The sequence below is a fragment of the Leptothrix ochracea genome (genome assembly GCF_041083635.1).
Lineage (GTDB): Bacteria > Pseudomonadota > Gammaproteobacteria > Burkholderiales > Burkholderiaceae_C > Sphaerotilus > Sphaerotilus ochraceus.
Genome location: NZ_JBFPHB010000024.1, coordinates 15,599 through 29,479, shown reverse-complemented (window position 1 = coordinate 29,479; position 13,881 = coordinate 15,599). Strand labels below are relative to the sequence as shown.

General features: G+C 56.9%; 13 protein-coding genes and 1 tRNA gene. 9 read left to right on the top strand and 5 right to left on the bottom strand.

The genetic code is table 11. The annotated features are described in order from the left end of the window. Positions 1–6: 6 nt before the first annotated feature. On the bottom strand, positions 7–1,044 hold the full coding sequence (gene rtcA / locus AB3X39_RS09845) for an RNA 3'-terminal phosphate cyclase (RefSeq protein ID WP_369417204.1): 1,038 nt from the start codon (positions 1,042–1,044) through the stop codon (positions 7–9). A 7-nt stretch (positions 1,045–1,051) separates the two neighbouring features. Next, a complete protein-coding gene (locus AB3X39_RS09840; protein WP_369417202.1) occupies positions 1,052–2,278 on the bottom strand; it encodes an RtcB family protein in 1,227 nt (408 codons plus the stop codon). A 227-nt stretch (positions 2,279–2,505) separates the two neighbouring features. Between AB3X39_RS09840 and rtcR the strand changes: the two genes are divergently transcribed. After that, positions 2,506–4,152, top strand: a complete 1,647-nt coding sequence (gene rtcR / locus AB3X39_RS09835) for an RNA repair transcriptional activator RtcR (RefSeq protein ID WP_369417201.1) — start codon at positions 2,506–2,508, stop codon at positions 4,150–4,152. On the opposite strand, the gene AB3X39_RS09830 is transcribed toward rtcR, so the two are convergent. Further along, entirely contained in the window at positions 4,094–6,787 is a 2,694-nt protein-coding gene (locus tag AB3X39_RS09830) for a sensor domain-containing diguanylate cyclase (RefSeq protein ID WP_369417200.1), read from the bottom strand. The two genes, rtcR and AB3X39_RS09830, sit on opposite strands and share 59 nt — an antisense overlap. Positions 6,788–7,064: 277 nt before the next feature. Here AB3X39_RS09830 and AB3X39_RS09825 point away from each other — a divergent pair, with 277 nt between their 5' ends. The 6 genes from AB3X39_RS09825 (at position 7,065) to AB3X39_RS09800 (ending at position 9,695) form a co-directional block, all read left to right on the top strand. Further along, the gene (locus AB3X39_RS09825) at positions 7,065–7,283 is read left to right on the top strand and encodes a type II toxin-antitoxin system RelE/ParE family toxin (protein WP_369417199.1); all 219 of its coding nucleotides are present in this window, start codon (positions 7,065–7,067) and stop codon (positions 7,281–7,283) included. Continuing rightward, entirely contained in the window at positions 7,280–7,564 is a 285-nt protein-coding gene (locus AB3X39_RS09820; RefSeq protein ID WP_369417197.1) for a helix-turn-helix domain-containing protein, read from the top strand. Before AB3X39_RS09825 ends, AB3X39_RS09820 begins: the two co-directional genes overlap by 4 nt. A 103-nt stretch (positions 7,565–7,667) precedes the next feature. Further along, positions 7,668–8,366: a hypothetical protein gene (locus tag AB3X39_RS09815; RefSeq protein WP_369417196.1), complete on the top strand. Its 699-nt coding sequence runs from the start codon at positions 7,668–7,670 to the stop codon at positions 8,364–8,366. Positions 8,367–8,447: 81 nt separating this feature from the next. Beyond that, entirely contained in the window at positions 8,448–8,660 is a 213-nt protein-coding gene (locus AB3X39_RS09810) for a DNA-binding protein (protein WP_369417195.1), read from the top strand. Then, positions 8,657–8,965, top strand: coding sequence for a hypothetical protein (locus AB3X39_RS09805; protein WP_369417194.1), 309 nt, complete (start codon positions 8,657–8,659; stop codon positions 8,963–8,965). Before AB3X39_RS09810 ends, AB3X39_RS09805 begins: the two co-directional genes overlap by 4 nt. 193 nt (positions 8,966–9,158) lie before the next feature. Then, a complete protein-coding gene (locus tag AB3X39_RS09800; RefSeq protein WP_369417192.1) occupies positions 9,159–9,695 on the top strand; it encodes a plasmid recombination protein in 537 nt (178 codons plus the stop codon). A gap of 334 nt (positions 9,696–10,029) precedes the next feature. Here AB3X39_RS09800 and AB3X39_RS09795 read toward each other — a convergent pair. After that, positions 10,030–10,106, bottom strand: a tRNA-Ile gene (locus AB3X39_RS09795). Between the two features lie 49 nt (positions 10,107–10,155). Further along, entirely contained in the window at positions 10,156–11,187 is a 1,032-nt protein-coding gene (gene hrcA / locus AB3X39_RS09790) for a heat-inducible transcriptional repressor HrcA (protein ID WP_369417190.1), read from the bottom strand. Positions 11,188–11,301: 114 nt separating this feature from the next. On the opposite strand from hrcA, the gene AB3X39_RS09785 reads away from it, so the two are divergent. Both AB3X39_RS09785 and recN read left to right on the top strand, forming a co-directional pair. Then, positions 11,302–12,192, top strand: a complete 891-nt coding sequence (locus AB3X39_RS09785; RefSeq protein ID WP_369417189.1) for an NAD kinase — start codon at positions 11,302–11,304, stop codon at positions 12,190–12,192. Then, entirely contained in the window at positions 12,192–13,868 is a 1,677-nt protein-coding gene (recN, locus tag AB3X39_RS09780; RefSeq protein ID WP_369417188.1) for a DNA repair protein RecN, read from the top strand. The genes AB3X39_RS09785 and recN overlap by 1 nt, the downstream gene beginning before the upstream one ends. Positions 13,869–13,881: the final 13 nt, after the last annotated feature.

The window sequence follows — 13,881 nt, the reverse complement described above, 5'->3', positions numbered from 1 at the left end:
AGGGCCTCAGCACGGTGCCAACTCAACGTACCAACCCGTATCACAAGAGGTTGTCGTGAATCGCACCGGCAAAAAGCGCTCAATCACCGCGAAATTCGTGGTGGCATGGGGCGTCAGATCCGTGCAGGTATAAGCCGCCGCACGCTGGCTCTTCCACACTGCCAGCGCCAGCGGCAAGGCCCATTGATCGGCCAGATGGGGCCCAAGCACGGCTTGACTCCTCTGGTAGCTCCGCACTTCACGCACCAGTTCACGAGCAACATGCTCAGCACTGAGACCCTTGGCCCCGAACTGCGTGAAAACCTCGGTGACGTGGTCATAGACCAAAGTAGCCAGTAAAGCATTGCCAGGCCCCTCGTTTTGGCGCACAGCCACCGTACGCAATTGGTGCGTATGCCAGCCAAGGGCACTTTCAACATGCGCTAGCTCACGCTGAGCGACCGTGCGAGGCACGGCGGGGGCCAAACATTCGGCGTAGCTTTCCACCCATGGCCCACGCTCAATCAGGTTGAAGGGGCGCAACGCGTCATGGCATGGCCAGATCGTGACGTCAATGTCACCACCACCGGCGGGATAGAACCCTAGCCGATGTAACGTCAATTCGACATGGGCGCCAAGTCGGCGCATCAGCGGTGCATAGCTGCGCGCCAGAAAATGGAATGGCGGAGCCATGGGATTATGGGTACCACCGCCCAATTTCAGGCAGCTGCGCCCCTCTGCCTGCAACAAGGCAGGCCAAACGGTTTGAAGAACCAGCGTGCAGCTGCCAGCCGTACCGACATGAAAGGTGTACGAGCCCGCACGCACAGCACCGGGGACAAACCTTAGCTGTTGCGCATGCATCTCGGCGCCCTGCACATCAGCACCCGACACCGCCACTGCGGCTTGCACACAGGTCAGATGTTGGCGCAATAACCCAGGCTTCGAGCGCCCGGCGCGAATACGGGTCAGGGTGAACGCTTGCCCCGTACACATGGACAGTGCCAAGGCGGTGCGCAGGATCTGTCCGCCGCCTTCACCGACAGAACCATCGATATCGATCATGGTCTTGTCAACCTTTCACACACACGACTTGCTTCAAGGTATGAACCACCTCGACCAGATCGCCTTGTGCGGCCATCACTGCATCGATGTCCTTGTAGGCCATGGGAATCTCATCGATCACCTCGGCATCCTTGCGGCACTCCACCCCGGCGGTGGCTTGGACCTGATCAGCCACAGTGAACATTTTCTTGGCCTTGGTGCGACTCATCACCCTTCCGGCGCCATGACTACAGCTCTCGAAGCTCTCCGGGTTCCCCAGACCACGCACGATGTAGCTACGAGCCCCCATGCTGCCCGGGATGATGCCCAACTCGCCGCGCTTCGCGCTCACGGCTCCCTTACGAGTCAGGAAGACGTTTTCACCAAAATGCCGTTCCTGTTGAACATAGTTGTGGTGACAGTTCACCGCCTCAACATGGGATTCAAAGGGCTTGGGGATCACCTTGCGAACAGTCGCAAGAAGGTTGGCCATCATCACTTCCCGGTTTCTGGCCGCGAAACGCTGGGCCCAACTCACGCCACGCACGTAGTCGCCGAAGTACTGTGCCCCTTCTTCAAAGTAAGCCAAGTCCTTGTCGGGCAAGTTGCGCTGATTGCGTTCGGCGTCCTTCTTGGCCAGATCAATAAAGTGCGTACCTATGGCATTGCCAACCCCCCGTGAACCCGAGTGCAGCATGAGCCACACAGCACCTTCCTCATCCAAACAAACCTCGATGAAGTGGTTGCCCGTGCCAAGCGTTCCCAAGTGCTTGCGGTTATTGGTGTTCTTCAAGCGTGGATGCAGTTCACACAGCGCATTGAATTCATCAACCAGCGTGGCCCAGACCTGATCGACCAACATGGGCGGGTTCTCCCAACTACCCGGATCACGACCCCGATGCTTCGGCACTGAACCATGCGGTACCGCCTGTTCGATCGCAGCACGCAAAGGACCGAGGTTGTCGGGCAGATCATCAGCACGCAGGGTTGTCTTGCAGGCCATCATCCCGCAACCGATATCCACACCAACGGCCGCCGGAATGATGGCCTTAAGTGTAGGGATGACCGAGCCCACGGTCGCTCCGATGCCCACGTGGACATCCGGCATCGCCGCGATGTGTTTGAACACAATGGGCAGCTTGGCCGCGTTGGCAAGTTGCTTTCGAGCTTCATCTTCTACGGGCACACCTTGTGTCCACATCTTGATGGGTACCCCATCGGGAACGATGTCGATGGTGTAGGTCGGTGCTGACATGTTTTCATCTCCAAAAGATTGAGTGATTGGTTGTTAGATCCACTGTGAAATTTCACTCCGCAATGAATGTGCCAACGCACTCATGGCGTGAAGATCGTGGCCATGTGATTTTCAAGTATTTGATATCAAAGACATTTTTCTGATTGAAGGCTCTTTGTCCTTGATGGACACCCCTTCAAACTGACGTTTCAAACTAGAATTTTGGCTATTTTTATAGATTTAAAAATATGCCCCGCAAGAACGTTGTTGTTGGTTTTCTTGGTACACAACTGGACTCTGGGCGTGGTGCTGGCCGCTGGGAGAAGTGGCGACCGACCCTATCGCTGGTGCAGCACGAAGACACACTCATTCACCGGCTGGAGTTGCTTTACCCCAGCAGTGCCCACACCTTGGCCCAAGGGTTGATGGACGACATTGCCAGCGTGTCACCAGAGACCGAGGTGCACTTGATCCAGATGGACATTGCGGACCCTTGGGACTTTGGTGAGGTCTACGCTGCTCTATACGACTGGGCTAGGGGATATGCCTTCGACACGGAGCATGAGCAGTACTGGGCCCATATCACCACCGGCACACATGTCGCACAGATCTGCATGTTTCTGATGGTGGAGTCCCGTTTCATCCCCGGGGTGTTGCTTCAGACTGCGCCACCCAAGCGCCAAGGCCGAAACCACCCTGGTAGCTACACGCTGATCGACTTGGATCTGTCGCGCTACGACGTACTCACCCAACGTTTCAACCGAGATCAAGCCGAAGCACTGGATTTCCTCAAGAGCGGCATTCCAACGCGCAACAAGCATTTCAATGCCCTGATCGAAGAAATCGAGCGTGTGGCCGTGCGATCACAAGCCCCGATCCTTCTGAGCGGCCCAACGGGTGCCGGCAAATCACACTTGGCCCGCCGGATGTATGAACTGAAAAAATCACGCCATCAAGTTCAAGGCCCTTTTGTCGAGGTGAACTGTGCCACCCTCCGGGGGGACGGCGCTGCATCGACCCTGTTCGGTCACAAAAAAGGGGCGTTCACAGGTGCCGTGACGGACCGCGCAGGTCTGCTGCGAACAGCACATCAAGGAATGCTGTTTTTGGATGAAATTGGCGAGCTCGGTCCCGATGAGCAAGCCATGCTGCTCAAAGCCGTGGAAGAAAAGCGTTTTCTGCCGATGGGTAGCGACCGGGAAATCAGCAGCGATTTCCAGCTAATCGCGGGCACCAACCGCGATCTACGCCGGGACGTGGCGCAAGGGCGCTTTCGTGAAGACTTGTTTGCACGCATCAACATCTGGTCGTACACCCTGCCAGGGTTGGCCCAACGCCCAGAAGACATTGAACCCAACATCGAACACTTGCTCACGCGAGCTGCCGTCGAAGCAGGGCGCGCCATTCGCTTTACCCCCGAAGCCAAAACGCGCTACCTTCAATTTGCCAACGCCTCAGAAGCCCGCTGGCGGGGCAATTTTCGGGATCTATCAGCCAGCGTGACGCGCTTGGCCACACTGGCTGATGGTGGTCGCATTGCCCTTGGGCTGGTGGACGCCGAGATTCAACGTCTGCACTGGCTTTGGCAACGAGAAGAGAGGCCGAAAGCACCCGCATCTGATCTGAGCCAATGGTTGGCTGCGGACGTGATCGAAGACCTCGATCTCTTCGACCGCCTCCAACTAGAAGCCGTGATCGGCATCTGCCAAGCGTCCCGGACGCTATCCGAGGCGGGTCGCACCTTGTTTGATCGCTCACGCACGCAACGATCCACCGTCAATGATGCAGACCGACTGCGCAAATATCTTCTGAAATTTGGATTGCAGTGGGAATCTCTTACACAGCCTCCGAAGCCGCCTCAAACACCCGGTAGCCATTGCGACCTGAGCCTTTGATGGCGTACATCGCGGTGTCTGCCTTTCTCATCAAGGCGTTGGCATCGTCTTGCCCACCTTCGGGGTAAAGAGCGATGCCAATGCTCATGGAAACATCGACCATCTGCCCAACAAGGCAAACCGGAATCTGGATGATTTGCAGGATTTTTGCAGCCACCAAGATGGCGTCATTCGGGTTTTGAATTTCGGTCAGAACCACCACAAACTCATCCCCGCCTGAACGAGCAACGGTGTCGGCAGCGCGGACACATCCGGCCAACCGACGAGCCACCTCTTTCAGAAGATCGTCTCCCGCCTCATGACCCAAGCGATCGTTGACCTGTTTGAAACGATCCAAATCGATGAACATCACCGCCATGGCCCGATGAAAGCGCTTGGCTTGTGAGAGCCCCTGTTCGAGCCGATCCATCAGCATTCTTCGATTCGGTAAACCTGTCAGCTGATCAAAAAAGGCCAATTCCCGAGCACGCTGCTCAGCCTTTTTAAGATCGGTGATGTCACGATCATTGGAGCGCAAGCCCAAATAGCGCCCGTCATCGGTCACCACTTTTCGGCAGCCATGCGCAATCCAACGAACTTCACCATCTTTGCGAATGATTCTAAAAATCACATCGGATTCTGGGACCGTCAAAAGATGCTGCTTATGATCATCATAAAGTTTCTTGTCCTCTTGATGAATGATGCTGCCCAACAAATCCGGATGCGCATAAAAATCAGCTTGGGCGTACCCGCTGACACGTTCACAAGCAGGGCTGACATACATCATATCGCCATGAACGCCCTGCCAATATTCCCAATCGTAGGTGTAGTCAGCGATGATTCTGAAACGTTCTTCACTTTCAATCAACGCCGATTCAAAGTTCATCCGTGCATTCACATCGACCAAAGCACCAATAGATTCATGAATCACACCCGGCGTGATCGGCCCCACATTAATATCGAACCAAGAAAGACCCCCATCTTTGCGTAAAAGTTGCGCCGTTGTTCTGAAATAAGCATTCCGCGCCACTTGCTCTTTCACCGATGCTGAAAATGCCAAGGATGCATCTTCAGTGGGGTGCAATATCCTGATGGGACGACCAATCAGTTCATGATTTTTATAACCAAGCATCCTGGCAAAAGCCGTATTGACCCAAACAATGTGACGGTAACTTACCTTGACGATACCCACCAAATCGCTATCAATGATGGCTTTTTGTTCAGCAAGTAGCTTTTCAATCTGAACCTCGTCGCGCACTCGATCCGTCACATCGTGAACGATCGAAACAAGCATGGCGCGATCATTCATATTCAAGGGTGTCGAATGCACCTCAACGGTTCTGGTGTCACCATTGGCCAGTCGATGTGGAAAGATGAAGTAGTTGCGCTTTTCTTCCAAAGCCAAAAGACGCTCTTGCTTGATCAATTCTGGCGATAAGGTATTGATTTCATCAATACGTTTGGAGCACAACTCTTGATGGGTCCAACCATAAAAATGACACGCAGCGGCATTGGCATCGGTAATCTGACCGCTGGCAGGATCAATCTGCAAGATGACGGCGTGATTCTTCTGAATCAGCAATCTGAATCGCTCTTCACTCAACCGCAAATCGGCTTCACTTTCGCTTCGACGCCGCTCTGATCTTGCCAAGGCAAAAAATATCATCGACAAAATCGCAACGAATAAAAAAGAACACCCCCCAATCATCAGCACATCGCCATACCATTCTTTCAAGTAGTACGCATCAGCCAAACCAACCACGACAAAAAATGGCATATACCCAATCGGGCGATAACCATAAATACGTTTGACGCCATCCACGGGAGAAATCATTTCCATCGAACCGGTGAGATCGTCACCCAAAATAGCAACCCGCGCAGGAGATGCCAAAAAAGGCTTGTTATCAGACACCCCGGAACTTGGATAATCAACCACCAAAGCGCCATCATCAAGACGCCGCAAAGCAATCACCCCCCGATGACCCACGAATAATTTTTTAAAATCATCTTGTATGGCGGTCAGATCAATGGCTGTCACCGCCACACCCAAAAATAAACCATCAGCATCAACCACCGATTTAGCAATGTACATGGAAGCCCGGCCTGTGTAGCGCCCCACAAGAACTTCTGAATACACAATAGATGCCGATGGATTTTGCTTGAGTTTTCTGAAAAATAACCGATCCGATATGTTGACCGCAGATTCACCCGGGTAACTCGTATAAAGACGATCCCCATGAACATCAAAATACCGCAAAGCTGAAGCAGATGACACAGCATAAACATAAGACTTGAGCCAAGCCGTCACTTTGGGACGAAATTTCTCCGCATAACCGATATTCATCGCTTTTGGATCGATCTCCCTGGCCATGGTTGCCACCACATGCTCAGCAGCCTCAAAATCACGCGCTATTCTGGATTCGATCACAAGACTCAAATTCTTCGCATTGGTGCTTGCAGAATCTTTAGCACGATGATACGAAATCTGAATCTGATAAATCACCAGAGCCAGAAAAGGCAACACAATGGCGAGAAAATAAATCTGATAGCGATATTTTCTTCTAAGACTCAAAACATCCATCACAGGCCAAAGCAGCTTTTCGAAAAGACCTACCTGATTTGGCCAGATCATTCTCGGATGATCGAAAGCCGACACGCCCCGGGACGATACGCCCGGATGGGGCGCGACTATTGACATCCATCAAGAAATCATGATGCCAACAGCCATGACGAGGTTTGTGCGTTACACATCCAAGGATGGGTGGACCTTCATCTGTGAGGCCAAATTAGGCCGCCATGCCCCGTGACAGTGAAGAGTGTGCTCAGAAAATCCGACCGCTACCGATGACTGCATCCAACAACCCAGCGCCAGCAAGGAACCCGCCCCCTTGCGCGTGGTTTCACAAAAATAGCAAAATAGGCATATTATGAGCATGTGGACGGTTGAACTTCACCCGCTGGCCGAGCCTGAATTGCTGGCGCTGCCTGCGGATATGCAAGCAAGATTTATCCGAATATCCGAACTTTTGGAGCAGTTCGGGCCCCATCACGTTGGGTTGCCCCATGTGCGCCCTTTGGAGGGCAAGCTGTGGGAAATGCGGATGCAAGGCCGTGACGGCATCGCCCGCAACCGCTTGGAGACCGCACCATGAAGACCCTGAAAACCCTCAAAGCTGAGCTGCTGAGCCACCCTGCAATCCGCACCGAATACGACGCCTTAGAGCCCGAATTCGAAGCCGCCAAGGAACTCATCGCCGCCCGCGTCCGTGCCGGACTGACTCAGGAAGAATTGGCCACGCGCATGGGCACCACACAAAGCACGATTGCCCGCCTAGAAAGCGGCCGCCGTCCGCCCTCGCTGCGCACCGTTCAGCGCTACGCCCAAGCCCTTGGATGCCGCGCCGTGGTGCGGATTGAGCGCATGCCCAGTTGAAGTTTCTGCCACGGATAGGCCCGCGTCGAAACCGGGCCGAAAAGCGGGACACCTTCACCAGCCTGCCGTTGCACCACGATGAAGGGCACCGGAAGGGGTGCAGATGGCCAACGTTCCGTATACGCCTAAAGAGGCTGAACCGCCACTGATTGCGAGCCTGCTCGAATGCAGTGAATGGCTGTCTAGGCAAGGCATACAACGCACCGCAAAGAAAATTCTCGAAGATGCCGCTGAAGGGCTCATAACCCTTTACAGCCCTGTTGTAGAGAATGGATTCATACCCGAAAAAATCGTGGTCCCCACCCCAGAACGCATCCGTGCCATGCATGCTGCGCTTGGGAAAGACCCAAGCAAAGTAAAGAGCTACGGCATACGCAACCGGAAGGCTGAAAAAGGTGAGTTGATTCGAGTCGGCAAAAAAGATTGCCTGCAATTCTTGGCCGCTGGTGAAACCAGTGTTAACGGCACTGGCTTTACTGATGATGCCGAGTTAATCGAAGGCACGATGAGAGCAATCATCATTCTGAGCATTGATGCGTTCAGGGTGAAGAGGGAAGACCTTGGAACATATGCCGCCAGACAAGAGCGAGCGCATCCACCGAAGCCCGAGCCAAGTAAAACAACGGAAAACCGACAAGCAAGGCGCTATCAAATGTGCCTAGATGCGGGGCTAACGATGCCCACAGATGACTACGCGCACCTGCCAAGGGGTATCGGCGCACTTGCCAGACAAGAAGGCATCACGCGGCAGGCATTCTCAGAGGATGTTAAAGCGCACATTCGACGATTGAACGGCAGGTAATTGGCAGGTGATTGGCAGGCACCTCCCTGCCGATTTATTTAAATAATGGGGGACATGTTCAACGAATCAACAGATTCAAACATGTCTACAAAGACCGTTCAACCCGTGCCGCTGGCACAGGAAACCCGCACCGCGCTGCCTACCCCAGAGGCGGCCTTTCACCTCAACCGTGCCGCACAAACCTTGCGCCTGTGGGCAAGCCTTGAGCGCGGCCCACTGCGGCCGATTCGCATCAATGGGCGGCTTGCATGGCCCGTTGCGGAGTTACGCCGTGTCTTGGGGGTAGCAGCATGAAGACGAACGCACCTTCACGGTTTCTCGGCACCGCGAACCCGCGCTATATGCGCATCCTGACCGCACTACTGACGCGGCCCCGCACCCGCGAGGACATCGACAGCATCGCCGGGGCCAGCAATGGACCGGCAGCCATCGCCGCACTGCGAGCGCTGGGGCTGTCTGACTGCCTGCCATGCGCCAAGACGCCCGTCTTTGACCGTGACGGCAAAGAAGTGAAGCGAGGCGTTTACTACCTCACCCCCAAAGGAAAGCGGCTTGTGTGGGCATGGGTGGCCCGCAGTCGCAAACCACGCAAACCATGAGCGCGGCAGCCGTGCTCAGACTCAAAAAGCTGACCGGGGCCAACATCGTGAGCATGGCCGCCAAGCACAACCGAAGGGCCATTGCTGCGGAGCTTGGGTGCGGTAGCCACATCGACGCCAGCCGGTGCGCCATGAATGTGAGGATGGAAGGAGCCGACACCCGCAAGGGGTCGCGGCATACGCGCAAACGCTCATGGATGCGGCAGGCGTGGGCAAGCTACGCAAGGATGCCGTGCGGGCTATCGAGGCCGTCTTTTCGCTGCCCGCCGATGGGGCTGGGGTCGATACCGCCGCCTACTTTGGCCGGTGTATCGAGTGGGCACGCGAGACCTTCGGCCCGGTGCTATCGGCGGACGCCCACCACGACGAAGCAACGCCCCACCTTCATGTCTTGTGCCTACCACTGGTGAAGGGCCGCATGGTGGGTTCTGACCTTGTGGGCGGCCCGTCACGGCTGAAAGCCTTACAAACCGAATTTCACGCCAAGGTAGGGCAAGAGTTCGGACTTAAACGAGGCGCGGCCCGGATGTCAGGCGGGAGCCGAACAGACACCGCCGCCGCTGTCTTGGGACGCCTGCGGGCCATCCATGACCCGGTGCTGAAGTCCAAACTTTGGCCCACCTTTCGGGATGCCATCGAACACGACCCGCGCACCTATGCCGAATCCCTAGGGTTTGAGGTGGGCAGCGCCAGCCCATCCAAACCGGCGAAAGCTTCACGAGCATCATGACAAGCAAGGGCAAGGGGCCAAAAACGCACGCCGAAGCCGCACGCCGTGATAGCGCCCTGATGGATCAAAACCATATAGGGTTCTATCGACCAACAAACAGTGAACCCTAGACTCTGTAGGGTTCACCTTTCTGCACCACTCTTTGCCATCCGCCCAAGCCCCCCCCCCAAGAAGGGCCAAAGTGCGAACATTCGAATGTTTCAAGGTGCGCAGTTAGGCGCCACCACTTGGCCCGCACGAAGGGGTGCAGATTCACCGTGGCTACGATGTGGCTACGGAATTCAGATTCACCCGTCAAGACACCAAGGCATCGCGCCTAAGTCCTTGATTTATATGGTAGGCCGTGTTGGACTTGAACCAACGACCAAAGGATTATGAGTCCTCTGCTCTAACCAACTGAGCTAACGGCCCCCTGTCGAGTCGGCGCGCATTGTAGACGCAGCGCGCCCACGCAGGACCTCTACTTGGGCTGACTCAAGGCGTTGCCCACCAAGCGGGCGGTGATGTCCACGATCTGGATCATGCGATCGTAGGCCATGCGGGTAGGACCGATCACCCCCAAGGTGCCAACCAGCTGGCCATCGACCACGTAGGGAGACGAAACCACTGAAAGCTCCTCGATGGGAATGACGCCGCTTTCGCCGCCGATATAGATCCGCACCCCTTCAGCACGACAGGAGCCATCCAGCAAGCGCATCAAGAGCGTTTTTTGCTCGAAAAGATCGAACATCTTGCGCAGCGAGCCCATGTCGGCGCCAAAGTCCTGCACGCCGAGCAAATTGCGCTCGCCCGCGATCACCACTTGCTCTGACTCGGCGCTGGCCGCATCACTGCCAAACTGCACGGCTGCTTGCATCAGGGTGGTGATTTCGCTGCGCAGATGCTCGGTCTCGTTGTGCAGCAACTCGCGCACCGCCTCGATGGTGCGACCACTGTAGTGGCTGTTGAGAAAGTTGCTGGCTTCGGTGAGCTGACTCGGGGTGTAGTCCTGCGCGGTATGCAGCACCCGGTTTTGCACATCACCATCGCTGGCCACCAAGATCAGCAAGATGCGCCGCTCACCCAAGCGCAAGAACTCAATCTGATGAAAGACCGCCCCATGACGCGGCGAGGTCACGACCCCGACAAATTGGGACAGATTGGAAAGCAGATGTGCGGCGTTGGCGATCACGCGCCGGGGTTGATCGGGTTGGAGTTGCTCGCGCATGGCCCCCAAACGCTGGGACTCTTCCTCCATCCGCGCCCCCGACGTGGTCAGCATGGTATCGACGAAGAGCCGATAGCCCCGAGGGGTGGGCACCCGCCCCGCCGAGGTGTGTGGGCTGACGATCAGGCCCAGATCTTCCAGATCGGACATGACGTTGCGGATGGTGGCTGGCGAAAGTTCCAGTCCCGCTGCTTTGGACAAAGTCCGGGAGCCGACGGGCAAGCCATCGGCGATGTAGCGCTCAACCAAGGTCTTGAGCAGGATTTTGGCGCGTTGATCCAACATGGAAATGATTGTAGGGGTCGGTATTTGCTCGGAATCGATCCGTTTGAGGCCTTGGCGAGCGCTTGTTTCCTCGCGTCACGGTCGAAGCTGAGCGCTGTGGTGTAATTTCCGACCATGGTGAGTCGCTTTCGTCATGCCGCGCTGGTCGGCAAGTATCAGGCACACGGCATGGGACCGTTGCTCGAAGACATTGCCCATTTGCTATCACGCAAAGGGCTGGATGTCTCTATCGAAGCGCGTACCGCGCTGGCCACAGGCATCACGGAATACCCGTCGCTGACTGTCCCGGAGTTGGGCCGTGAGTGCGACTTGGTGGTGGTGGTGGGCGGTGACGGCACGATGCTGGGCATCGCACGCGAGCTTGCGCCGTTCCATGTGCCCATGATCGGCGTCAACCAAGGTCGCTTGGGCTTCATCACCGATGTACCGATCAGCTCTTTGCATGAGGCGCTGTGCGCCATCGTCGCGGGCGACTACGAGGAAGAGCATCGCGCCGTTCTTGAAGGCCAAGTGCTCCGCAACGGCAACGTCATCCTCTCGGCCACCGCCATGAACGATGTGGTGGTGCGTTGCAGTGGCATCGGCATGATCGAATTGAGCGTGAGCGTGGACGAGCAGTTCGTCACCAACTTCCGCGCCGACGGCTTGATCTTGGCCTCGCCCACCGGCTCGACGGCTTACTCGCTCTCAGCCGGCGGGCCCATCGTGCATCCGGGCATTGCCGGACTGGTGCTGGTACCGATTGCACCGCACACCCTGTCCAACCGCACCATCGTGCTGCCCGACTCGGGCCGCATCAGCATCGAGATCGTGGCCGGTCGGGAGATGAGCGCCAACTTCGACATGCAGTCGATCGCTAATTTGATCTTGCAAGATCAGGTCATCGTGCGCCGTTCACCCAACCGCGTGCGTTTTCTGCATCCACGCGGCTGGAGTTACTACGCCACTTTGCGCCGCAAGTTGCATTGGAACGAAGGTGGTGTGCAAGTCCCCGGAGGCTTCTGATGCTGCAACGGCTGGTGCTGCGCGATTTCGTCATCGTCGAGAGTTTGGAGATCGACTTTGGTCGGGGATTTTCTGTGCTGACAGGTGAAACCGGGGCGGGCAAATCGATCTTGATCGACGCCTTGCAACTGGTGCTGGGTGGACGCGGTGATGCTGGCTTGGTGCGCGAAGGCTGTGCCCGAGCTGAGATCAGCGCCGAGTTCGATCACCTGCCGCCCTCCTTGGTTCAACACCTCGAAGAAGCAGGCTTTGACCCCGCTGAGCCGCTCCTGCTGCGCCGCAGCGTCGATGCCCAAGGCAAGAGCCGCGCATGGATCGCCGGCAGCCCGGCCACCCTCACGCAACTCAAGGAACTGGGCGAAGACTTGGTCGATATCCACGGCCAACATGCGTGGCAAAGCCTGACCCGACCGGCTGCGGTGCGCGCCCTTCTTGACGCCTTTGCGGGCATCGACAACACCGGGCTCACCCAAGCTTGGAGCGCATGGAAAGACGCCCAAACCCAACTCGACAACGCCCGCGCCCGCGCCACCAGTCTTGAACAGGAACGCGAACGCTTGGCGTGGCAGATCAGCGAACTCGACAAGCTGGCTCCCGTCGAACACGCTTGGGAAACGCTGAACGCCGATCACCAGCGCTTGGCCCACGCCCAGAGCATCTTGGACGGCGTGCACCAAGCGCTCAACGTCCTCAGCGAGGCGGAGAGTGACAACGCCAGCCGCTGGGTAGAACAAGCCCTGCACGCCCTGAGTCCCTTGGTCACCCACGAGCCACAGCTGGCCGAAGCCGTCACCGTCTTGCAAGAAGCCCAAGCTCAACTGGCCGATGTGGTACGCACCCTGCACAGCGTGCAGCGCCATACCGATCTGGACCCTGAGCACTTGGGTGAACTTGACGCCCGCATGGCCACTTGGATGAGCTTGGCAAGACGTTATCGCCGCCAACCGCAAGATCTGCCCGCCACGTTGATTGCCTGGCGCACCGAACTGACCACCCTTGACGCGGCCACCGATGTGGACGCTTTGGTCGCGGCCACACAACACGCTGAGGCCGCTTTTCGTCAAGCGGCCGAACACGTCTCCAAGGCCCGCCAAGAGCACGCCCCGCGTTTGGCTCAAAGCGTCACGCAGATCATGCAAAGCCTCGGCATGGCGGGGGGCCGTTTCGAGATCGCCTTGGAGCCGTTGCCCGAGCCTCAAAGCCACGGCTTGGAAAACGTCGAATTCCAGGTGGCGGGTCATGCCGGTACCACCCCAAGGGCCATCAACAAGGTTGCCTCGGGCGGCGAGTTGTCACGCATCGCCTTGGCGCTGGCCGTCACCACCCGACAAGATCGCTGGGTGGATACCTTGATCTTTGATGAAGTCGATGCGGGCATCGGCGGCACGGTGGCAGAAACCGTCGGGCGACTGATGCAACGCTTGGGGCAAACGCACCAAGTGCTCGCCATCACCCATTTGGCCCAAGTGGCGGCTTGCGCTCACCAGCACCTCATCGTCAGTAAAAACAGTGCGGGTGGCCGCCCACGCAGCCAGATCAGCACAGCGGACCCGCAGGCCCGTGTCGAGGAACTATCCCGCATGTTAGGGGGCCACCCCCACTCCGAGGTCGGTTTAGCGCACGCAAGGGCCATGTTGGCGACATTGACCCCGTACGCGCCACAGGCGTTGGAGTGACAATGCATCGCCC

Coding starts and splice junctions, on each gene's coding strand:
- AB3X39_RS09805 (WP_369417194.1), top strand. CDS start 8,657: ATGAAGACGAACGCACCTTCACGGTTTCTCGGCACCGCGAACCCGCGC.
- AB3X39_RS09815 (WP_369417196.1), top strand. CDS start 7,668: ATGGCCAACGTTCCGTATACGCCTAAAGAGGCTGAACCGCCACTGATT.
- rtcR (WP_369417201.1), top strand. CDS start 2,506: ATGCCCCGCAAGAACGTTGTTGTTGGTTTTCTTGGTACACAACTGGAC.
- AB3X39_RS09800 (WP_369417192.1), top strand. CDS start 9,159: ATGGATGCGGCAGGCGTGGGCAAGCTACGCAAGGATGCCGTGCGGGCT.
- AB3X39_RS09820 (WP_369417197.1), top strand. CDS start 7,280: ATGAAGACCCTGAAAACCCTCAAAGCTGAGCTGCTGAGCCACCCTGCA.
- recN (WP_369417188.1), top strand. CDS start 12,192: ATGCTGCAACGGCTGGTGCTGCGCGATTTCGTCATCGTCGAGAGTTTG.
- AB3X39_RS09810 (WP_369417195.1), top strand. CDS start 8,448: ATGTCTACAAAGACCGTTCAACCCGTGCCGCTGGCACAGGAAACCCGC.
- AB3X39_RS09785 (WP_369417189.1), top strand. CDS start 11,302: ATGGTGAGTCGCTTTCGTCATGCCGCGCTGGTCGGCAAGTATCAGGCA.
- AB3X39_RS09825 (WP_369417199.1), top strand. CDS start 7,065: ATGTGGACGGTTGAACTTCACCCGCTGGCCGAGCCTGAATTGCTGGCG.
- hrcA (WP_369417190.1), bottom strand. CDS start 11,187: ATGTTGGATCAACGCGCCAAAATCCTGCTCAAGACCTTGGTTGAGCGC.
- AB3X39_RS09840 (WP_369417202.1), bottom strand. CDS start 2,278: ATGTCAGCACCGACCTACACCATCGACATCGTTCCCGATGGGGTACCC.
- rtcA (WP_369417204.1), bottom strand. CDS start 1,044: ATGATCGATATCGATGGTTCTGTCGGTGAAGGCGGCGGACAGATCCTG.